Here is a 20,454-nt window from a genome sequence, read left to right as displayed (position 1 = left end):
ATAATGACGTCATGATCGCTGAAGCGGACACCCCGCTCGCCCACCGCATTCTGCTCGTGGAAGGCCGCGCCACCGAGAAGGTGCTCGCGGATGTCAGCCGGGCGCTCCCACGGCTGTCCGTGAACGAGGAAGCCCTCTTCCTCTCGTACAACTACGCGGATGTTCCGGTGGGCAGAAGCTACGGCTGTTGCTACCGGCGCACGGACGCGAGCGACGTCGTCCGGGTCACCACCACTGTCGTGGCGGTGACCCAGCAGTGGGCCCACAAGTGGGACGCGATCCCGCACGGCTGGAAGACCCTGGCCGTCCTGCGGTTCGAGCCGGAGATTCCGGAGATGATCCGCGACCTGCCGACGGCATCCCGGTGGCACGAACACCCCATCGCCGTCCACATCTCGGACCAGGACACCTGGGAAGCGCGCGTCAAGATGGGGGAGGCGCAGGCCGATTAAGCTGATCCTGCAGCTGGTTCGCCCCCGCCCGCCAGGCGGGGTGCGTCGTAAGAGGGAACCCGGTGGGAATCCGGGACTGCCCCGCAGCGGTGAGCGGGAACGACCGCCGTCATACGCACTGGGCCCCGCGAAGGGGCCGGGAAGCGACGGCCAGTGGGTGTCTGCTCCCGGCAGATGTGCCCGTGAGTCCGAATGACCCGGGAGTCCGCCGGGGTCTCCGCGGACCGCATGACCTTCCTCGCCCCTGTACGGGCCGGAGACCTCCTCAGGGCCCACGCCGCATGTATACCCGCTACATATCCGCCCCGCGCGCCTTCGGGGCGCGGTGATGCAGTGCACTTTTCCTGCGGCCGGCCAACCCCGTTCAACGCAGCTTGTCGGCCTCCCGTACGTGGTGGAGGTGGATGAGGACGTCGAAGGACGGGCCGATCGGGACGTCGGTGAGAGGGCAGGGGTATTCGGTGCCGATACTGCGTCTGGGACGGGCGGAGTCGAGCCATGCGCGGGCCTCGGCCGGGGCGGTGCGGATGTCGAGGAAGTAGTCGGTGCGACGGACCCGGTCGAGGGTGTACTCACTGGTGCCGGGGTCGGCCGCACCGACGGTGAACTTCTTCCACGGGCCCACAAGGCTCTTGTCCTGCGCCAGGAAGGAGCCCTGGCCGAAGGAGAATCCGATGGGGACGTAGCCGTTGCCGAGTGCCTCGCGCAGGAACCCGCCCTGCGCCTTCGGGTGCGTCTCGGGGTCGTCGGGCACGTAAGCCACATGCCCGTTGTGTGCGGACAGCAGCATCCGGTGGCCGGTGTGCCGATGCCACCAGGCGACGGTCTCGGCCATCACCCGGTCGCGGTAGACCATCGCGGCCGGTATCGCCGCGGCGTCCTCAAGGTCGCAGGCGAGAAACGTGGCGGTCCGGGCGAGGAACCGGGCGTGCTGCACCGTCCAGGTGAACTCGTCGCCCTCTGCGTCTCGTTGGGCTTCCAGCAAGCCGAAGGCCTGCTGGGCGTCGGCCGCCAGTCGCTGTCGCTCCGGCAGCGGCCTGCGCAGGTAGGCGGCGCCGTCGTCGAGGGGACGCAGGCCGGCGTAGAGCTCGGTGAAGCGCGGCAGCAGATCCGGGTGGTGCCGCCGGACGTAGCCCGTCACGCGCTCGAAGAGGTCGTCGCCCACCCTGGGATAGCCGATGTCGTCGCCCATGAAGTGGACGCGGTGGCCGGGATGCCGGCGGTTGTGGTCCCGCATCCACTCGATCAGGTGCAGGAACTCCTCGCGCTCCCACGGTGATCCGCCCAGGGCCTCCTTCACGACCTGACGCGCGTCCCCTCGCCCGCTCTGGACGTACTCGTCGAGGCGCAGTCCTGCGGGCCAGCTCATCTCCAGGGCGAAGGTGGTGAAGCCCTTCTCCTCGACGAGATACCGGAAGACCCGTTCCTTCATGGCGAAGAACTCGTGCGACCCGTGCGTGGCCTCGCCCAGGCCCACCACCTTCGCGTCGCCGATCATCGCCCCGAGGGGCCGCAGGTCGGCCGTGTCCGACCCCGGTTCCGTCGACCGCAGCGGACGGGCCGCCTGCTCCAGCACACGGACCGGGTCCTGGCCACCGGGCTGTGCCGGGTCCCTGCGGGCTGCGTGGGCGGTGGTGGGGGCCAGTAACGCACCCACCCCGGCTGCCGCCGCGATCAGCAGCCGTCGTCGCCCTATCCGTTCGGTCATCCCGATCACTCCTCAACTCGCATGGTCCAAGCCGGGAATGATGATCGCGCCGACGGCGCGGTCGCGCCCTGGTGCCAGCCCCCGGGTTCTCCTGGGGCAGCCCCTATGGCGCCTGCTCCACGATGCGCCGGGCGATCGTGAAGGCCGCGTTGGCCGCAGGCACCCCGCAGTAGACGGCGGTCTGGAGGAGTACCTCGGAGATCTCCTCCGGCGTGAGGCCGTTGCGCAGCGCGGCCCGTACGTGCAGGGCGAGTTCCTCGTGGTGGCCGCCTGCGACGAGGGCGGTGAGGGTGACACAGCTGCGGGTGCGGCGGTCCAGGCCGGGGCGGGTCCAGATCCCGCCCCACGCGTAGCGGGTGAGGAAGTCCTGGAACGGCGCGGTGAAGGGCGTCGTGGCGGCAGCCGTCCGGTCGACGTGGTCGTCGCCGAGGACGGCGCGGCGCATCGCCGCCCCCGGTGCCGTGGACTCCGGGGTTCCGGTGAGGTGGTGGTGCAGGGCGGCGAGAACGGCCTGCGGCTGCTCGACGGTGGCCAGATGGGCGGCGCGGGGGAGTTCGACGAGGGTGGAGTCCGCGATGCCGTCGGCCAGTTCGCGCGCCCGGTCCAGGGGGACCGCCCGGTCCTCGCGGCCGGCGACGATCAGGGTCGGGGCGGTGATGCGGGGCAGCTCGGCACGCAGGTCGGCGGCGGCCAGGGCACGGCAGCATGCCGCGTAGCCGGCCGGGTCGACGGACCGGTGGTCCCGCACCAGGGCCTCGGCGGCGGCAGTCCGCCGGAAGGCCGGGGTGAACCAGCGGGCGGGTGCCGAGGCGGCGAGGGCGCCGATGCCCTCTTTCCGTACCAGACGGCCGCGTTCGTGCCACGCCGACGGCGTGCCGAACCGGGCGGCGGAGCAGATCAGGGCGAGGGAGGTGACGCGCTCGGGATGGCGGGCGGCCAACTGGGCGCCGACCGCGCCACCGAGGGAGATCCCGGCGTGGGCGAAGCGCTCGGCGCCGAGGGAGTCGGCGAGGTCGAGGACCAGGCGGGCGAGGTCGTCCACGGTGGCGTCCGGCCCGAGGAGGGAGGCCGGTGAGCCGCCGTGCCCGGGCAGGTCCCAGCGTATGCTCCGGTGTCGGCGGGCGAGGCCGGGAAGCTGTGGGTCCCATACGGCGAGCGAGGTGCCCAGCGACGGGCCGAGCATCAGGACCGGGGCGTCGTGCGGACCGTCGATGCGGTGGTGGAGGAGGCCGCGGTTCACGGGCGTTCCCCGAGGGCTCGGTCGGTCAGGGCCTGGGAGCAGCCCAAGTAGCCTGCAGGATCAGCAAGTTCCTGCAGGTCGGGCAGTTCGGTCGTGGAGAGGTCGGTGCGGAGGGCCTCTTCGAGGCTGCAGCCCACGGCGGCGGTCACGCGTGCGGCCCGGGACAGCGCGCTCCTGGCCGCGCTGCGGCCGATCAGTGGAGTGAGGGCCACGGCGAGGCGTTCGGCGGCGATCAGGCCGCCGGTCCGGTCGAGGTTCTCCCGCATGCGGTGCGGGTGGACACGCAGGTTCTCCGTGAGATCGGCTGCGTGCCGTGCGGCGGCTCCGGCCAGACGCAGTGCCTCGCGCAGGGGTTGCCACTCGGAGTGCCAGGCTCCGGCCGGCCGTTCGTCCTCGGCGGTGAGGGCGCCGAACAGGACGGCGGCGAGCGCGGGGAGTTGACGGGCAGCGGCCGTGATGAGCACGGCGCGGACCGGGTTGGACTTGTGCGGCATGGCCGAGGATGCGCCGCCGTCGGCCTCCGTGAGCTCGCCGATCTCCGTGCGGGACAGGGTGAGCACATCAGCGGCGATCTTGCCGAGTGCGCCTGCGGTGAAGGCGAGCGAGGCGGCGAGGTCGGCGATGGGCGTGCGCAGGGTGTGCCAGGGGAGGACGGGTTCGGCGAGCCCGGTCCGCAGGGCGTACGCGGTGATCAGCCGCAGGCCGAGGCCGGGGTCGGGGGCCGCGCCCGTCGCCTCGGCGCGGGCGTGGAAGGCGGCCAGAGTGCCTGCGGCACCGCCGAGTTGGGCGGGAAGGGCGTCGCGGGTCGTGGCCAGGCGGCGCTGTGCTTCGCGGACGAGGCGGTACCAGCCGGCCGCCTTGAGCCCGAAGGTGATCGGCACGGCGTGCTGGGTGAGGGTACGTCCCGGCATCACGGTGTCCCGGTGCACGGCGGCGAGCCGGGCCAGCGCACCGGCGGTACGGTCCAGGTCGGTGAGGGTGAGGTCCAGGGCGCGGACGGCGACGAGCATCAGCGCGGTGTCGAGGATGTCCTGGCTGGTGGCGCCCTGGTGCACGGAGGCGGCGGCGTCCGGGACGCGGGCCGCGACGGCGGCGGTGAGGTCGGCGACCAGGGGGAGCACGGGGTTGCCGCAGGAGCCGGCGCGCGCCGGGATCGTCCGGACGTCCAGCTCGCGGGCGGCGGCGGTGACGGCGTCGGCGGCCGTGCCGGGCGCGAGGCCGAGGTCGGCCAGGGCCTGCGTCAGGGCGGCCTCGGCCTGCAGCATGGCGGTGAGGACCGCCGCGTCGCCGGTGGCGGCGGCCACCGGGGTTCCGGCGGCGACAGGGGTGAGAAGACCGAGGTCGTCGGGCGGTTGAGGGACGAGTGGTCCCTCGTCGTCAGTCGAAGTCAAGGAAGACCGTCTCCTTCTCGCCCTGCAGCCGGATGTCGAAGCGGTGCACGCCGGCGCCCTCCGGCCGGGTCCGGAGCGTCGCCCGGCGTTCGGCGGGCAAGGCCGCCAGCAGAGCCTCGGCGTGGGTGAGGTGATGCCCGGTGAGGTAGGCGCGGGTGAAGAGATGGTGGAGCAGGCCGCGGGCGAAGACGCACACCGAGAGGTACGGCACGCCCCCGGGCGGCAGGGTATGCAGGGCGTAGTGGCCGTCGGCGTCGGTGGCGACGCGGCCGAAACCGGTGAACGTCACGCCGTCACGGCCGGCGTGGCCGCCCGTGGCCGGGTCGCGGCGCAGGGAACCGGGCGCGCCGCTGCGGCTGCCGTCCGGCGCGGGCTGCCAGAACTCCAACAGCGCGTCGGGGACCGGTGCTCCGGCACCGTCGAGGACGTAGCCGTGCACGGTGATGGTCTGCGGGTGCCCGGCCGGGGCGACGTGATGGCCGTCGGGGGAGGACAGCGCGCAGCCGTAGAAGGGGCCGACGGTCTGGGAGGGGGTGGCGAGGGGATTCATGAGCGGCTTCCCTCGGTGCGGGTGGCGGCGGGGCCGTCGAGGACGATGTCCCAGCGGTAGCCGAGCGCGTCCCCCGCCGCGGACAGGTCGTGGTCGTAGCCGGCGATCAGGCGGGAGCGGGCGGCGGTGTCGGTGACGGACTGCAGGATCGGGTCGTAGGGCAGCAGCGGGTCGCCGGGGAAATACATCTGGGTGACCAGGCGTTGGGTGAACGCTGCGCCGAAGAGCGAGAAATGGATGTGGGAGGGCCGCCAGGCGCCGGTGTGGTTGTGCCACGGGTAGGCGCCCGGCCTGACCGTGGTGAAACGGTAGCCCCCTTGACGGTCGGTCAGGCAGCGCCCGGTTCCGGTGAAGTCGGGGTCGAGCGGGGCGGGGTGCCGGTCGCGGCGGTGGGCGTAGCGGCCGCAGGCGTTGGCCTGCCAGATCTCGACGAGCTGTCCGGTGACGGGGCGTCCGGCCCGGTCGAGGACGCGGCCGGTGACGGTGATGCGCTCGCCGAGCGGTTCCCCGGCCTGCCCGCGGGTCAGGTCGGCGTCGGCCTCGGTGACGTCGGTGATGCCGAAGACCGGGCCGGAGAGTTCGGCGGCCTCCGGGTCCCGGAGGGGGACCAGCGGCTGCCGGGGGTGGCGCAGGAGGCTGCTGCGGTAGGGCGGGTAGTCGCGCGGGGGATGGTGGCGGACGGTGCCGGAGGCCGCGTAGGCCGTGGCCTGTTGGCCGATCTCGTGCGTGATGTCCTGCTGGGTGGGAGGCCTGGAGGGCACGGGGTCACCTTTCGGGGGAAAGCCCGGGAGAGAGCGTGGGGCCTGGTGTCACCGGCGCCGCGGTCCGGCGCGCGACCTCGGCGGCATCGACCCCGGGCGCGGTCCCGACCAGGACCAGTCCTGTGCCGGTGACGTCGAGGACGCCGAGGTCGGTGATGATCCGGTGCACGCAGGCCCGGCCGGTGAGCGGCAGCGAGCACTCCTCGACGAGCTTCGGGGAGCCGTCCTTGGCGGTGTGTTCCGTCAGCACGATCACGCGGCGCGCCCCGTGCACGAGGTCCATGGCGCCGCCCATGCCCTTGACCGTCCTGCCGGGGACCGACCAGTTGGCCAGGTCGCCGTGGGCCGAGACCTGCATCGCGCCGAGGACCGCGGTGTCGATGCGGCCGCCCCGGATCATGCCGAAGGAGAGCGCGGAGTCGAAGAAGGCCGCGCCCGGCAGCGCCGTCACGGTCTCCTTGCCCGCGTTGACGAGGTCCGGGTCGACGGCGTCCTCGTCCGGGTACGGGCCGACGCCGAGCAGCCCGTTCTCCGAGTGCAGGACGACACCCGCGTCCTCGGGCAGGAAGTCCGCGACGAGCGTGGGCAGTCCGATGCCGAGGTTGACGTACGAGCCGGCCTGCAGCTCCCGGGCGGCACGGGCCGCCATCTGGTGCCTGGTCCAGCTCATGCGGCGCGCACCGTCCTGCGTTCGACGGGCTTGTGCGCGGCCTGCTGTGGCGTCAGTGCGACCACGCGCCGGACGAAGATGCCCGGCAGGTGCACGTGGTCGGGGTCCAACTCGCCCGGTTCCACGAGCTCTTCGACCTCGGCGACGGTGATGCGCCCGGCCATGGCCGCGAGGGGGTTGAAGTTGCGGGCGGTCCTGGCGAAGACCAGGTTCCCGTGGCGGTCGCCCCGGGCCGCGCGGACGAGGGCGAAGTCGGTGGTGATGGCGTGTTCCAGGACGTGGGCACGGCCGTCGAACTCGCGGACCTCCTTGGACCGGGAGACGGCCGCGACACGGCCGTCGGCGGTGTGGCGCCGGGGCAGCCCGCCGTGGGCGACCTGGCTGCCGATGCCCGCCGGGGTGTAGAACGCGGGGATGCCGCAGCCGCCGGCCCGCAGGCGTTCGGCGAGGGTGCCCTGCGGGGTGAGCTCCACCTCCAGCCCGCCGTGCAGGTAACGGCGCGCGAACTCGGCGTTGTTGCCGATGTACGAACCGGTCACCCGGCGGATCCGGCCGGCCGCGAGCAGGATGCCCAGGCCGTGGCCGTCCGTGCCGCAGTTGTTCGAGACCACGCTCAGTCCGCCGGCGCCCTGTTCGTACAGGGCCCGGATCAGGGTGTCCGGCACGCCGACGAGGCCGAAGCCGCCGACGGCGAGGGACGCGCCGTCCTCGATGTCCGCCACTGCCTCCGCGGCGGTGGGCACCGCCTTGTCCATCACGGCTTCGCCCGTCACGCGGCGAAGCGGTAGACGGCCTGCGCGACGGCGGCCGGTTTGGGCTGTCCGTCGACTTCGACGGTCAGGTCGACCGTGACCTCAGCGCCGCCCTGGACGCCCCTGGCGGCGGCGATGACGCCGCGGGCACGGATCCGGGAACCGACGGGGACGGGAGCGGGGAAACGCACCTTGTTGAGGCCGTAGTTGACGGCCATGCCGACGCCCCGGACCTCCAGCAGCCGGTTCCACAGCGGGATGAGCAGGGCGAGGGTGAGATAGCCGTGGGCGATGGTGCCGCCGAAGGGGCCTTTCCTGGCGCGTTCGACGTCGACGTGGATCCACTGGTGGTCGCCGGTGGCGTCCGCGAAGGTGTCGACGCGCTCCTGGCCGACCTCCAGCCAGTCACTGTGGCCGAGGTCGGTGCCGGTGAGCGTGAGGAGTTCGGTGATGCCGTTGACGGTACGGGGCATGGTGGAGCCTCTCCGGAGAAGGGGGGAGGGGGTGGTCAGTGCTGCCCGTGGGCGGCCCGGAGCAGGCGCTTGAGCAGCTTGCCCGCACCGTTGCGGGGGAGGGAGTCGGTGAGGACCACCGATTTGGGGATCTTGTAACGGGCCAGGCGGCCGTCCAGATGCGCGGTGAGCTCCTCCGCGGACGCGGTGGCGCCGGGGAGCAGGACGACGACGGCGCGGCCGGCCTCGCCCCAGATCGGGTCGGGCACGCCGAAGACCGCGCATTCGGCGACGGCCGGGTGCTCCAGCAGCGCTGCCTCGACCTCGGCGGGGCAGACGTTCTCGCCGCCCGAGATGAACACGTCCTTGAGCCGGTCCACGAGGTGGAAGTAGCCGTCGGCATCGACGGTGGCGAGGTCGCCGGAGCGGAACCAGCACCCGTCGCGGAAGGCGGCGGCGCTCTCTGCAGGGCGGCCCCAGTAGCCGGGGGTGACGTTGGGCCCGGCGACCAGGACCTCGCCCGGCTCCCCGGGGCCGGCCGGCTCGCCGGCCGGACCGAGCAGCCGTACGTCGGTGAAGAAGTGCGGGACGCCCGCCGAACCGGCGTGGCCGGCCGCGTCGTGCCGGTCGAGCAGCAGCACACCGGGCGCGGTCTCGGTCATGCCGTAGCCCTGGACGAAGGCGAGACCGCGGTCGAGGTAGCGGCGGATGGTCCCGTCCGGGACGGGTGCGCCGCCGCACATCAGGGTGCGCAGGCTGCCGAGGTCGGCCCCGTCCCAGCCGGGAGCGGCCGCCAGCGAGTCGTACATGGCGGGGACGCCGAACAGGCTGGTGATCCGGTGCCGTTGGATCAGCTCCAGGACGCGCTCGGGGTCGAAGGCGGACTGGAGGACGGCGGTGCCGCCCTTCAGGAGCGTGGGCAGGCAGGTCATGTTGAGTGCGGCCGTGTGGAAGAGCGGCGCACTGACAAGGGTGATCTCGTCGGAGGTGAGGTCGCTGTCGACGAGGACGTTGAGGCTGTTCCACAGGACGTTGCCGTGGGTGAGCACGGCGCCCTTGGGGCGGCCGCCGGTCCCCGAGGTGTACATGATCATGCACAGGTCGTCGGGGCCGACCGGCTGCTCGACCGGCTCGTCCCTGGATCCGTCCAGCAGTGTCTCGTACGTCTCTCCCTCGGCCTCCAGCACTTCGGTGCAATCGCCGAGTTCGGGTGCGGCCGGGTGCTGCAGGCTCAGCAGCAGCCGGCTGCCGGAGTCCTGGAGCTGGTGGCGCAGCTCCGGCACCGCAAGGCGGGTGTTGAGCGGGACGAAGACCGCGCCCAGTGATCCGGTGGCGAACAGGGCCTCCAGGAAGGCGGGGTGGTTGGGGCCGAGGAAGGCCACCCGATCGCCCTGCCGGATGCCGTGTGCCCGCAGCAGGTGCGCGAGGCGGGTGGAGCGGTCGTGGAGCTCGGCGTAGCTGGTGGTGTGCTCCTCGTGGAGCAGGGCGGTGCGGTGCGGGGTCCTGCGGGCCCGCCGGGCGGGCCAGGAACCGATGCCGTGGTGCTGCAACGCATGACTCCCCTGGTCGGCTTCACTGGTGGCGGTCCAGGCCGAGCAGCCTGGCGGCGTTCTCCTTGAGGATCTTGGGGCGGACCTCGTCCTTGAGCGGGAGTTCGGCGAAGTCGGCGAGCCAGCGGTCGGGGCTGATGAGCGGGTAGTCGGAGCCGAAGAGCACCTTGTCCTGCAGCAGGCTGTCGGCGTAGCGGACCAGTTGCGGCGGGAAGTACTTCGGGGACCAGCCGGACAGGTCGATGTGCACCTGCGGTTTGTGGGTGGCGACCGCCAGTGCCTCGTCCTGCCAGGGGAAGGAGGGATGGGCGAGGACGATGGGCATGCCGGGGAAGTCGGCGGCGACGTCGTCGACGTCCATCGGATTCCCGTACTTCAGCCGGATGCCGCCGCCTCCGGGCGCGCCGGCGCCGATGCCGGTCTGGCCGGTGTGGAAGACGGCGACGGCGCCCGCCTCCTCGATCGCCTCGTACAGCGGGTAGGCCGACCGGTCGTTGGGGCGGAACGCCTGGAGGACGGGGTGGAACTTGAATCCCCTGATGCCGAACTCGTCCACCAGGCGGCGCACTTGGCGCACGCCGGCCCTGCCCTTGTGCGGGTCGATGCTGGCGAACGGGATGATGACGTCGGGATTCTGCCGGGCGGCCTCGGCGACCTCCTCGTTGGGGACGGCCGGGGTGCCGGTGGCGGCCTCGGCGTCCACGGTGAAGACCACGCAGGCCATGCTGCGCTCGCGGTAGTGGGCGGCGATCTCGGGGAGCGTGGGACGGCGGTGAGCGGCCTTGAAGTACGTTCCGGCCGCGGCGTCGAGTTCGTCGGAGAGGGAGGCCTGCCCGCGGGAGGAGACCTCGGCGTGGGTGTGCACGTCGATGGCGACGAGCCCGTCGACGTTCACCGGGAGGCCCCCCGCGCGGTGCGCGGCGCCGGAATGCCACAGGTCTCGGGGGCGCGCCCGACGGAGACCGGCCAGGCGGCGGCGATCGCCTCCGCGCTCCAGCCGCCGTCCGCGTAGGCGACGGCGCTCTCCTGCGGGTGGGACCACAGGGCGAGTTTGTCGCCGCCGATGCCGATGCACTGGCCGGTGATGCCGGCGGCGGCGTCGGAGGCGAGGAAGACGGCCAGCGGGGCGACGTCCTCGGGGGTGCCGAAGCCTTCGCCCTTGCGCAGGGCGTCGGGCAGCGGGGTGCCGTGCCGCTCCAGTGCCTCGACGTACGGGGCGAAGGCCGGGACGGTGCGGGTCATGGCGGTGGCGGCGACCGGTATCACGGCGTTGGCCGTGATACCGTCGCGCGCCAGCTCCATGGCCCAGGTGCGCACCATCGCCGCGATGCCGGCCTTGGCGGCGGCGTAGTTGGTCTGGCCGAAGTTGCCGCGCTGCCCGGCGGGCGAGCCCGCGACGACGACGCGGCCGCCCCTGCCCTGCTCGCGCATGCGCCGTACCGCCGCCCGTACGCAGGTGAAGGTGCCGCGCAGATGGACCCGGACGACGGTGTCGAAGTCGTCGTCCGTCATCTTCCACAGCACCCGGTCGCGCAGGACGCCCGCGTTGGTGACCATCACATCCAGCCGCCCGAAGGCGTCCACGGCGCGGGCGACCAGGGCCTCGGCGGCTTCGCTGCCGCCGACTTCGGCGGTCTCGGCGACGGCCCGGCCGCCGGCCTCCTCGATCTCCTTGACAGCGGCGGCTGTTGCTTCCGCGTCCACATCGTTGACCACGACGGCGGCACCGGCTGCGGCGAGAGCTTTGGCGTAGGCGAGCCCCAACCCGCGCCCGCTGCCGGTGACGACGGCCACTTTCCCGTTCAGATGCATGAGTTGCATGGGAGTGCTCCTCGACTGGGGGTGGAAGGAGGCGTTCACGTTAGGCACTTCTCTCGTATGTCGTCAATCAAGTGCCTAATATTTCGGCCTGCCCCGCACGGCGGCCGCAGCGCCGCCTACGCTGTGCGCGTGACCAGCCTCGAACCCGCCCCGCGCCCCCAGTCGTTGATGCTGAACTTCTTCGGCATCCATGTGCTCGGCCGGGACACCGCCCTGTCCTCCGGCTCCGTGATCGAGGTGTTCGCCCGGGTCGGCGTCACCGAGGAAGCGGTCCGCTCCACCTTGACCCGCATGGTCGGCCGGGGTCTGCTGGAGCGGCACCGCAGGGGCCGCAAGGCGTACTTCGCCCTCGCCCCACGTGCGGTGACGGTCCTTCAGGACGGCCACGACCGCATCTGGCGCACCGGGGCCGTCAACCGTGACTGGGACAGGCAGTGGACCCTGGTCGGCTACTCCTTGCCGGAGGCCTGGCGGCGCGAACGGCACGACCTGCGCTCCCGGCTGACCTGGGGCGGCTTCGGGCTCCTGCAGAACGGGCTGTGGGTGGCCCCCGGCGTGGTGGACGTGGCCGCGCTGCTCGGCGACCTCGGGCTGGATGCCCATCTGCGGGTCTTCCGCGGCACGGTGCTGGCGCCTACGGAGGCCGGACAGGTGGTCGAGTCCGCCTTCGACACCGCCGCGATCGCCGCCCAGTACCGCACCTTCCTGGACCGCTGGAGCCCACCCGGCGCCCTCGGCGAGGACCCGCTGAGCGGCCAACTGCTGCTGCACACGGACTGGCTGGAACTCGTCCGGCGCGACCCCCGCCTCCCCGCCGAACACCTGCCGGCCGACTGGCCCGCGATCCGCGCCGAGCAGCTCTTCCACACCCTGGCCCGGCACTGCGCGGCCGCGGCCCGCGCGGAAGCGGAACGGATACTGGACGCCATCCCCGCCCCTTCTCCCTCGGCAACCCCTTGACCGCTGCTGAAAATCCGCCCTACATTCGACGCGCTCTCCGCCGCGCCGGCGCATCGCTGCGACCCGTACCGCTCCTCCCCGCCCACCGCCCCAGGAGCACTCCGCCATGCGCACACGCCTCACACGCCGCATCGCCCTTGCCGGCGCCGCCTTCACCCTCGCCCTCACCCCCGCCCCGCCCGCCGCCGCCCGCGCCGGGGCGGCCGCAGAACACCGCACCGGCACCCTCGCCGACGGCGCGAACTGGGTCGCCGACATCCCGCCGCACTGGAACGGCACACTGCTGCTGTACAGCCACGGCTACGGCCCCCTCCGGGCCCAGGACGCCCCCGACCCGGCCACGGGCGCCGCCCTGCTCGCCGAGGGCTACGCGCTCGCCGGCTCCTCCTACGACCCGCACGGCTCACAGTGGGCCCTCGGCAGCGCGGAACGCGACCAGTTCGCCACCCTCGACGCCTTCACCGCCACCGTCGGCCGCCCCCGACGCACTATCTCCGTCGGCCAGTCCATGGGCGGCCTCGTCAACGCCCGGATCGCCGACGACACGCACGGCAGGATCGCAGGCGCACTCGGCCTGTGCGGCCTCGTCGCAGGCGGGACCGACCTCAACAACTACCAACTCGCCGGCGAGACCGCCCTCGCCGCACTCCTCGCCCCGGCCGACCGGATCCCTCTGACCGACTACCCCAGCACCGCAGCAGCCACCGCTGCCGCCAACTCCCTGACCGCAGCGGCCGAAACCGCCCAGCGCACCCCGCAGGGCCGCGCCCGCATCGCCCTGGCGGCCGCCTACCTCAACCTGCCGGCCCGGTCCCCGGACCAGGACCCGCCCGACGCCGACGACCCGGCCGGACAGGAGACACAGCAGTACCAGTGGCTCGCAGCCGGACAACTCCGCTTCATCATGACCGCACGCTACGCCGTCGAACAGGCAGCAGGCGGCGACAGCGGCACCACGGAAGCGCTGAACTGGCGCGCTCTGCTGGCTGGTTCACCCCACTATCGTGAGGTCCGCGCCCTCTACCGGACAGCCGGCCTCGACCTGGACGCCGACCTCGCGACCCTGTCCCGGGCCCCCGCCCACCGCGCGGATCCGGCCGCGGCCCGCTGGATGCGCAGGACCTCCACGGCGGACGGGCGGTTGACCGTGCCGCTCCTCGACCTGCACACCACCGCCGACCCCCTCGCCCCCGCCGAACAGGAGACGGCCTTCGCCACCCGCGTCCACGGCACCGGCAACGGCCCGCTGCTGCGGCAGGCGTTCGTCGCCCGCAGGGGCCACTGTGCCTTCACTCCCCACGAGATCCTCGCGGGCCTGCACGCGCTCGTCCGCCGGATCGACAGCGGCCACTGGCCCGCGACCGGCGCCGCCGCCCTGACCGCCGACCAGCCGGCCGGCACCACGGCGTTCACCGACCACCGCCCCGGCCGGCTGGTCACCCCCTGACCACGGACCGGGCGTCAGACCCCCGGTCCGTCGCCGGCCTGCCGCGCCCAGTAGCGCCAGCCCGCCTCGATCTGCCGGGCCGCCCAGACCGTGGAGGCCTTCTCCACGCTCTCCTCATGGCCCGTGAAGTCCCGGATCTCACCGGCGGCCAGCGCGGTGAGGTGCAGCGCGCAGGCACGGTGCAGCAGGACCGCCGTCATCACCGCGTGCGCGACGTCCGGGCCGGCCGCCACCAGGCCGTGCTGCGGCATCAGGCACGCCCGCGCGGCGCCCAGGTCGCGGGCCAGCGACCGGCCGAGGCCGGGGGAGTCGACCAGGCTGGCGGTCGCCGTGAACCGCGGCAGCCCGTGCTCGGCGAAGAGCACGGCGTCGTGACTGATCGGCCGGAGCGGCACGTCCAGGGCGCTGAAGGCGTTCACGGCGGCCGCGTGGGTGTGCACGGTCGCCCCGACCTCGGGGCGGGCCCGCATGATCTCGGTGTGGATCGGATACTCCTTGTGCGGCGCACCCGCACCGACGAGCACGTCGCCCTCCCAGGAGACCAGTTGCACCCGGTCGTGCCGGATCTCCTCCAGCCCCCAGCCGGGCGCCTTCATCCACACCCCGCGGCCCTCGTCGTCGCGCAGCGCCAAGTGCCCCCAGACCATGTCGCCGTGGCCGGCCGCCGCCAGCGCCCGGCTGCCGAGGGCCGTGAGTTCGGCGAGAGGGTGAGCGGTGTTGTCCATGGGGCCTCCTGTCAATGCCGAGGTCTCCCATCCGACCACTCCGGGATCACGTCGTCCACGCCCAGCCGCCGCACACCCGGCACGTGGTCGTCCAACTCGCCGGGTTCGAAGCGGCACATGCCCACCACGTGCCAGAACTCTCCCGCCATGTCGCCGTCGAACTTGTAGCCGCCGGACGGTGTCAGGGCCGCCCAGCCGCTCTCCACGCCGATCAGCGTGGCCCGTGCCGACGGGGTGCCGTCCTCCGGCACCGCCCAGAGCCGGACCGTGCCGTCCGCGCCCCCGCTGGCGAGCAGGGAGCCGTCGGGGCTGAAGGCGAGGGCGAGGATCCGGCCGGTGTGGCCGGTGAGGCGGCCGGCGTCCGTGCCGGTCAGGGGGTTCCACAGGCGCACGACGCGGTCGTCGCCCCCGGTCGCCAGGAGCGGGCGGGTGGGGTGGGCCGCGGCGGTCCACAGCCGGCCGGCGTGGCCGCGCAGCCGGTGGACGACGGTGCCCTCGCGCCAGACGATGGCCTGGCCGTCCCAGGACGCGCTCGCCAGCCACGCGTCGCCGGGGCCGTATACCACCGCGTACACGCGGTCGCTGTGCCCGGCGAGTTCGGCCACGAGGCGGCCGGCGGTGAAGTCCCACAGGCGTACGTACCGGTCGTCGCAGCCGGTGGCCAGGCCCGAGCCGTCCTTGCGGAACGCGATCGACCGGACCCGGCCCCGGTGCTGGGCGAGGTTGGTCACCAGGGTGCCCGTGCTGCGGTACCACAGCCGGACGGTGTCGTCGTCGTTGGCGGTGGCGAGGAGCTCGCCGTCGCCGCTGAAGGCCTCGGCCCACACGTGGTCGGTCTCGGCGTCGAGTTCGCGCTCGTACTCGCCGGTGGCGGCGTTCCACAGGTAGACGTCGCCGTCGCTGCTGGCGGTGGCGAGCACGGAGCCGCGGGGGTGGAAGACGGCCGAGACCAAACGGTCGTTCCGGCCGGTCAGTTCCCGCACCCGGCACCCGGTCGCGGTGTCCCACAGCCGTACGACGCCGTCGTTGCCGCAGGCGGCCAGGTGGTGGCCCGTGGCGCTGAAGGCCAGCCCCGTCACCTTCCGTCCGTGGCCGCGCAGGATGCGCCGGCCCTGTCCGGTGGAGGCGTCCCACATGCGCACCACGCCCTCGTTGCCCACGGACACCAGCAGCGGGCTGCCGTCCGGGGCGCCGCCCCCGGGGCGGAACAGGCAGGCCCAGACCGACCCTTGGTGCTCGTCGGGCTGCCGGCGCAGCGGGGTGACCGACCAGGCGTCGGCGTCGAGTGCGACCTGCCAGAGGCAGACCTCGCCGTCGCTGTCGCCCGCGGCGAGGAGGGCGCCCGCGGGGTCGAAGACGACCTGATAGACGGCGCCGCCCCGGTTCTTGACGGGATCGCCGACGGCGGTGCCGGCCACCGGGTCCCACAGCCGCACCTGGCCGTCGGTGTCGCCGCTGGCCAGCAGCCGGCCGCCCGGGTGGAAGGCGAGGGTGTAGACGCGGCCGGTGTGGCCCGTGAGGTGGTGGAGCAGCTGCCGGTCCGCGACGTCCCAGACGCGCACGGTGCCCGGGCGGCCGTCGCCGCCCCGGTCGCCGGTGGCCAGCAGCGTCGCGTCCGGGCTGAAGGCGGCGCGGTAGACGGCCCCGCGGTGGCCTTTCAGTTCGCCCAGCAGGTGGCCGGTCGCGGTGTCCCACACGCGTACCGCCGCGTCGGCGTCGCCGGTGACGAGCAGGGTGCCGTCGGGGCTGAAGACGGAGGTGTAGACGGGCGCCCGGTGGCCCGGGAGCCGGTGGGCGACGGCTCCCGTGGTGGTGTCCCAGAGGGTGACGGTGCCTTCCGCGTCGCCGGTCGCCAGCCGGGTGCCGGACCGGTCGAGGGAGACGGGCCACACCCCGTCGCGGTGTACGTCCAGTTCGTGGCGGCAGGCCCCGGAGACCGGGTCCCACAGCCGTACGACGCCGTCCGCCCCGCCGGTGGCCAGCACCTGCCCGCGGAACTTCACGGCGTAGACCCGGTCGGTGTGGCCCTGGAGGGTGCGCAGTGCGGTGCCGGTCGCCGCGTCGCACACCAGGACCCCGCCGTCGTCGCTGCCCAGGGCGAGGAGTTCGCCGCCGGGGCTGAACGCGACGGGCTCGGGCAGCCGGCCCGTGCGCATGCCGTAGCCGTACGGCACCCCGACCGCCGAGGGCCGCAGGCCGGGTTCGGCGGGCAGCCCGGGCGCGACGGAGGCGAACCGCAGCTCGGGGCTGTCCAGCAGCTCCCGGTCGGCCGCGGTGTTGATGAGCGCCGACTGGTACCAGCGGCTCCCGGCCACCCGGACCCCGTGCAGCGTGGTCCGCATCAGCCGCGCGCCGCGCAGGTCGGCGTCGCGCAGGTCCGCGCCGGTCAGGTCGGCGTCGGCGAGCCGGGCGCCCGCGAGCCGGGCACCGCGCAGCACGGCGCGGGACAGGCCCGCGCCGATCAGGCTCGCCCCGGTGAGGTCGGCACCGGTGAGGTCGACGCCGGAGAAGTCGCGGTAGGAGAGGTCCTCCCCGGCCAGCAGGGCGCCGCGCAGGTCCGCGTGGGCGGGGACGCGGAGTCTGCTGAGGACCTTGATCGCGTTGGCCCTGGCGGTGCCCTGCGCCTCGCCGCCGGCGTCCGGCCAGTCGACCAGGGTGCGTTCGGCCCACTCGCGGACGGTGCGGTGGTCGGCGATGTCGCACAGGAACTCGACGGCCAGCTGGCTCAGCGGGCGGCGGGTCAGCAGTCCCAGGGCGCCCTCGTCCGTCCCGCCCAGGCCGGCCGCCACCTCGCGCGCCACCAGCCACTCGACGACCGAGCCGTGGATGAAGCGGAACTGCCCCTCGTCGGTACGCACGAGGAGGCTTCCGGCGCCGACCGCGTGCGCCGCCTGCGGCACCGACAGCCTGCTGTCGGCCAGTTCGGTGAGCGCGGTGGCCACATCGGTCAGCTCGTCCATGCGCAGGCCGCTCTCGCCGCTCTCCCACAGCCGCAGGGCCAGCGTCGTCACGGCACGCCACAGCTGGTCCAGGCTGAGCCCGGGAGGGCCGCCCCGGCCGCCGCGGCCGCGCCGCTCTTCGAACTCCAGCCACGCGGTGAAGACCTCCTCGTACAGCCCGGCGGGACTCAGGGCGCGCCCGGCACCGGTCACGGTCCGCAGCCGCTCGTGGTCGAGGCCCGCGACGAAGCTGAGCAGCCGCGGGTTGCGGCACATCGTGAGCAGGTCGGGAACGGCCTCCAGGAGCCGCACGCGCCGGTCGGCGGCCACGTCGTCGCCGTAGCGGGCGGCCAGGTAGGCGCGGATCTGCTCGGGGCTGAACTCCTGGAGCGCCAGCAGCCGGCGCTGCGGCAGCAGCCCGACGCGCTCGCCGAGCGCGGTCAGCACCTGTGCCTGCGACCTGAAGTGCTGGGTCCGGCTGGTGACCACGATCTTGGCGTTGTCGACGGCCGCGTCGAGGAGCACCTGGAGATGATCGGCGGCCCGGTCGTAGCTGACGTGCCGGACCAGCTCGTCGAACCCGTCGAAGAGCAGGACGATCCGGCCCTGCCGCAGCATGTAGCGGAAGGCGCGCAGGTCGATGCTGTCCACGCCGTGCGTGGCCAGGTGGGCGGCGACGAGCCCGTCGAGCGAGTGCGCCTTGTCCAGGGTGTTCAGCTCGATGAACAGCGGGGTCAGGTGCGGCAGTTCCGCCGGAAGACGGCGGGCCAGCTCCCGCAGGGCGAACGTCTTGCCGTGGCCGAACTCGCCGAGCAGCAGGATGAAGCGCCCGTGCTCGGCCTCCAGCAGCTGCAGCAGGTCGTCCACGACCGCGTCCCGCTCCACGGCTCCCGGCCGCTCGATCTCCCGGTAGCGCTGGGGCAGGTAGAGGCCGGGCGGGTACTGCGGGTCGGCGCCGATCCGCTCGGTCTGCGCCGCCACGTGGTCGCGGAGGTCCAGCAGGCCCTGGAACTCGGTGAAGCTGCGAACGAGGACGCCGCGGCGACGGGCCAGTTCGCGCACCGTAGAGGGCAGCGGCGGGCCCTCGTGGACGAGGACGGCGTCGGTGTCGGTGCCCGACGCGCGGAGCGTGTCGACGAGTTGCTGCGCCTCCTCGGGGCCGAGGGCGCCGGTGCGGACGGCGATGCGCTGCTGCCGGACGAAGCCCGCCTCGGTCCAGGTGGCCAGCAGCCCGGGCGCGTCGCCGGGGATGAGCCGGAGGTGGACGCCCTCGTAGCGGACGCGGCAGACCTCGGAGACCCGTGCGACGAGGGCGTCCAGGGGGCTCTGCACGGCACGGCTCTCGGGCTCCGTGTCCTCGCCCTCGGCAGGCAGCGCGGGGTCGAGGTCAGCCGACGGCTCCGGCTCCTCGGCGGCGGAGAGGGGCGACGGGCGCGGCGGCCCGAAGACGTGCCCGGCGCCGCGCCACGAGGTCTCCCACTGCCAGGGCGGCCGGCCGGGCCAGCGGGTGAGCCCCTCGGAGGTGATGCGGAGCAGCTGGTACCGGCCCGGGGCGGAGGTGCCGAGGACCGGCAGCTCGCCCGCTGCCAGCGGCAGCGCGGCGGCGGTGGGCGAGCCCGACGCGGTCCGCGGGGTGCCGTGGGGGCCGTGCAGCAGCACATGGAGGCGCGGGGCGACGAGGCGTGCGAGGGCGTCGGTGTCGCGCAGCACGGCCGCACTCTGGCGGCGCCCCCGCTCGCCGGTCCGGCCGTGCTCCGGGCCGCCGGGGGACGCGGCGGCGCCCCGTCCGGCGTCCAACCGCCCGTGGGTTTCCGGCGGATGGCGCAGCGCGCCCAGCCGCAGCCAGCCGTCCTGCTCGTAGCGGCGCAGGGCCTGCGCGAACCAGGCCGCCTGCTCGGGGCCGAGCCACGGGTACTGGTCGTCCGGCCGGTGGCTGTGCGCCATCGAGGAGTTGAGGCCCGCGACGACGGTGCGCAGGGCCGGTACGGGGAACAGGCTCCAGGGCTGGTCGGCGTCGAAGACGGCGTCCAGGCCCTGGTAGAGCTCCTGGAACAGGCGTGCGTAGTGCCGCCACTTCGGCCAGTAGGGCGGTCTGGGCTGCAGTTCGTCGGCCTCGCAGGTGCTGAAGTAGGCGCGGCAGGCGGCCAGGTTGACGTCCTGCTCGCCGGGCACCACCACGAGCCGGTCGGCGGCCAGGCCGAGGCGGGCGCGCAGCCCGGTGAGGAAGGTCAGCGCCTGGTCGCACTCGCGGGGGCCGCCGGAGGCGGTCAGGTCCCCGGTGACGACGAGCAGGTCGGGCGCGGGCGCCCCCGCGTCGGTGAGTTCGACGAGGTCGCCCCAGACCGCGGCCTGCAGTGCGGCGGGGTCGGCGCCCCGGCCGAAGCCGGGCCCGGCGAGGTGCAGGACGGAGACGGCCTGGCGGGCGTGGCCGCCGTCGGCCGCCAGGGGGTAGCCGGGCGGTGCGGCGGGACGGCGCCGCCCCGGCCAGCCCGGGCCGCCGGGCTGCGGACCGGACGAGGGGTGCGGGGCCGGTGCCGGGGCGGGCGGCTCGGCCGGGCCGCCGGGGAAACCGGGGTGCCGGTCCGGGCGCGCCCGTCCGGCGAGCGCCTGGCCGACCCGGGTCATCAGCAGGTCGCGGGCGGCCGCACCCTCCTGGACGCCGACCAGGTCGACATAGGTGATGGTGGCCAGCAGGCCTTCGACGGGGATGTCCTCGACGCGGACCGTGATCAGCCTGCGGTCGGGGGCGTCCGGATCGGCCCGCAGGGCGGCCTGCCACTCCATGCGGCCGTAACGGGAGTTCTCGTAGTGGTGGGAGAGCACGGCGATCACGGCCGCGGACTGGCTCACGCCGCGGTCCATGAAGTCGACGAAATTGGTTCCGGGTACGAAGTCCCAGGCCTGGACGACGGTGCGGTAGCCGGCCTCCTCCAGGGTCCAGGCGATCCACGTCGCCCAGCGCTCGTCGGCCGGGGAGTAGCTGATGAAGAAGTCCAACAACCCTTGTTGTGCCGCCTGTTCACGCCCCTGGGCCAT

At 73.8% G+C, this 20,454-nt stretch carries 16 protein-coding genes and 1 riboswitch; of the genes, 3 read left to right on the top strand and 13 right to left on the bottom strand.

Annotated elements, in window-relative coordinates; translation table 11 throughout:
* The first annotated feature begins 11 nt into the window (after positions 1–11).
* Entirely contained in the window at positions 12–452 is a 441-nt protein-coding gene (locus ACMATS_RS02270) for a hypothetical protein (protein WP_414166664.1), read from the top strand.
* A 48-nt stretch (positions 453–500) separates the two neighbouring features.
* Positions 501–651: riboswitch (cobalamin riboswitch) on the top strand.
* Between the two features lie 165 nt (positions 652–816).
* On the opposite strand, the gene ACMATS_RS02265 is transcribed toward ACMATS_RS02270, so the two are convergent.
* The 11 genes from ACMATS_RS02265 to ACMATS_RS02215 all read right to left on the bottom strand — a co-directional run bounded on the left by ACMATS_RS02265 (position 817) and on the right by ACMATS_RS02215 (position 11,338).
* Positions 817–2,160: an erythromycin esterase family protein gene (locus tag ACMATS_RS02265; RefSeq protein WP_414166663.1), complete on the bottom strand. Its 1,344-nt coding sequence runs from the start codon at positions 2,158–2,160 to the stop codon at positions 817–819.
* Positions 2,161–2,263: 103 nt separating this feature from the next.
* Complete coding sequence (pcaD, locus tag ACMATS_RS02260) at positions 2,264–3,400, bottom strand: 3-oxoadipate enol-lactonase (RefSeq protein WP_414166662.1); 1,137 nt, start codon at positions 3,398–3,400, stop codon at positions 2,264–2,266.
* Positions 3,397–4,791 carry a 3-carboxy-cis,cis-muconate cycloisomerase gene (gene pcaB / locus ACMATS_RS02255; RefSeq protein ID WP_414166661.1) on the bottom strand — a complete coding sequence of 465 codons (1,395 nt, stop codon included), beginning with the start codon at positions 4,789–4,791 and terminating at the stop codon, positions 3,397–3,399. Before pcaB ends, pcaD begins: the two co-directional genes overlap by 4 nt.
* Positions 4,778–5,341 carry a protocatechuate 3,4-dioxygenase subunit alpha gene (gene pcaG, locus ACMATS_RS02250; protein ID WP_414166660.1) on the bottom strand — a complete coding sequence of 188 codons (564 nt, stop codon included), beginning with the start codon at positions 5,339–5,341 and terminating at the stop codon, positions 4,778–4,780. The genes pcaB and pcaG overlap by 14 nt, the downstream gene beginning before the upstream one ends.
* On the bottom strand, positions 5,338–6,102 hold the full coding sequence (gene pcaH / locus ACMATS_RS02245; protein WP_414166659.1) for a protocatechuate 3,4-dioxygenase subunit beta: 765 nt from the start codon (positions 6,100–6,102) through the stop codon (positions 5,338–5,340). The genes pcaG and pcaH overlap by 4 nt, the downstream gene beginning before the upstream one ends.
* 4 nt (positions 6,103–6,106) lie before the next feature.
* Positions 6,107–6,772 carry a 3-oxoacid CoA-transferase subunit B gene (locus ACMATS_RS02240; protein WP_414166658.1) on the bottom strand — a complete coding sequence of 222 codons (666 nt, stop codon included), beginning with the start codon at positions 6,770–6,772 and terminating at the stop codon, positions 6,107–6,109.
* Entirely contained in the window at positions 6,769–7,527 is a 759-nt protein-coding gene (locus tag ACMATS_RS02235; RefSeq protein ID WP_414170640.1) for a CoA transferase subunit A, read from the bottom strand. Before ACMATS_RS02235 ends, ACMATS_RS02240 begins: the two co-directional genes overlap by 4 nt.
* 14 nt (positions 7,528–7,541) lie before the next feature.
* A complete protein-coding gene (locus ACMATS_RS02230; protein WP_390780540.1) occupies positions 7,542–7,997 on the bottom strand; it encodes a MaoC family dehydratase in 456 nt (151 codons plus the stop codon).
* Between the two features lie 35 nt (positions 7,998–8,032).
* Positions 8,033–9,526: an acyl-CoA synthetase gene (locus tag ACMATS_RS02225; RefSeq protein WP_414166657.1), complete on the bottom strand. Its 1,494-nt coding sequence runs from the start codon at positions 9,524–9,526 to the stop codon at positions 8,033–8,035.
* 22 nt (positions 9,527–9,548) lie between these two features.
* Positions 9,549–10,421, bottom strand: a complete 873-nt coding sequence (locus ACMATS_RS02220) for an amidohydrolase family protein (protein WP_391151999.1) — start codon at positions 10,419–10,421, stop codon at positions 9,549–9,551.
* Positions 10,418–11,338: an SDR family oxidoreductase gene (locus tag ACMATS_RS02215; protein ID WP_414170639.1), complete on the bottom strand. Its 921-nt coding sequence runs from the start codon at positions 11,336–11,338 to the stop codon at positions 10,418–10,420. The genes ACMATS_RS02220 and ACMATS_RS02215 overlap by 4 nt, the downstream gene beginning before the upstream one ends.
* Positions 11,339–11,476: 138 nt before the next feature.
* Here ACMATS_RS02215 and ACMATS_RS02210 point away from each other — a divergent pair, with 138 nt between their 5' ends.
* Together ACMATS_RS02210 and ACMATS_RS02205 are read left to right on the top strand one after the other, a co-directional pair.
* Entirely contained in the window at positions 11,477–12,307 is an 831-nt protein-coding gene (locus ACMATS_RS02210; RefSeq protein ID WP_414166656.1) for a PaaX family transcriptional regulator C-terminal domain-containing protein, read from the top strand.
* A gap of 106 nt (positions 12,308–12,413) precedes the next feature.
* Entirely contained in the window at positions 12,414–13,754 is a 1,341-nt protein-coding gene (locus ACMATS_RS02205; RefSeq protein WP_414166655.1) for an alpha/beta hydrolase, read from the top strand.
* Between the two features lie 14 nt (positions 13,755–13,768).
* On the opposite strand, the gene ACMATS_RS02200 is transcribed toward ACMATS_RS02205, so the two are convergent.
* Positions 13,769–14,479 (bottom strand): class II aldolase/adducin family protein, encoded by a 711-nt coding sequence (locus ACMATS_RS02200; RefSeq protein ID WP_414166654.1) that lies wholly within the window; start codon positions 14,477–14,479, stop codon positions 13,769–13,771.
* A gap of 11 nt (positions 14,480–14,490) precedes the next feature.
* Positions 14,491–20,454, bottom strand: coding sequence for a TIR domain-containing protein (locus ACMATS_RS02195; protein ID WP_414166653.1), 5,964 nt, complete (start codon positions 20,452–20,454; stop codon positions 14,491–14,493).

Source organism: Streptoverticillium reticulum (genome assembly GCF_047456005.1).
Taxonomy (GTDB): domain Bacteria; phylum Actinomycetota; class Actinomycetes; order Streptomycetales; family Streptomycetaceae; genus Streptomyces; species Streptomyces reticulum.
The sequence above is the reverse complement of the archived record's forward strand: the minus strand, read 5'-3'. Positions and strand labels throughout refer to the sequence as shown.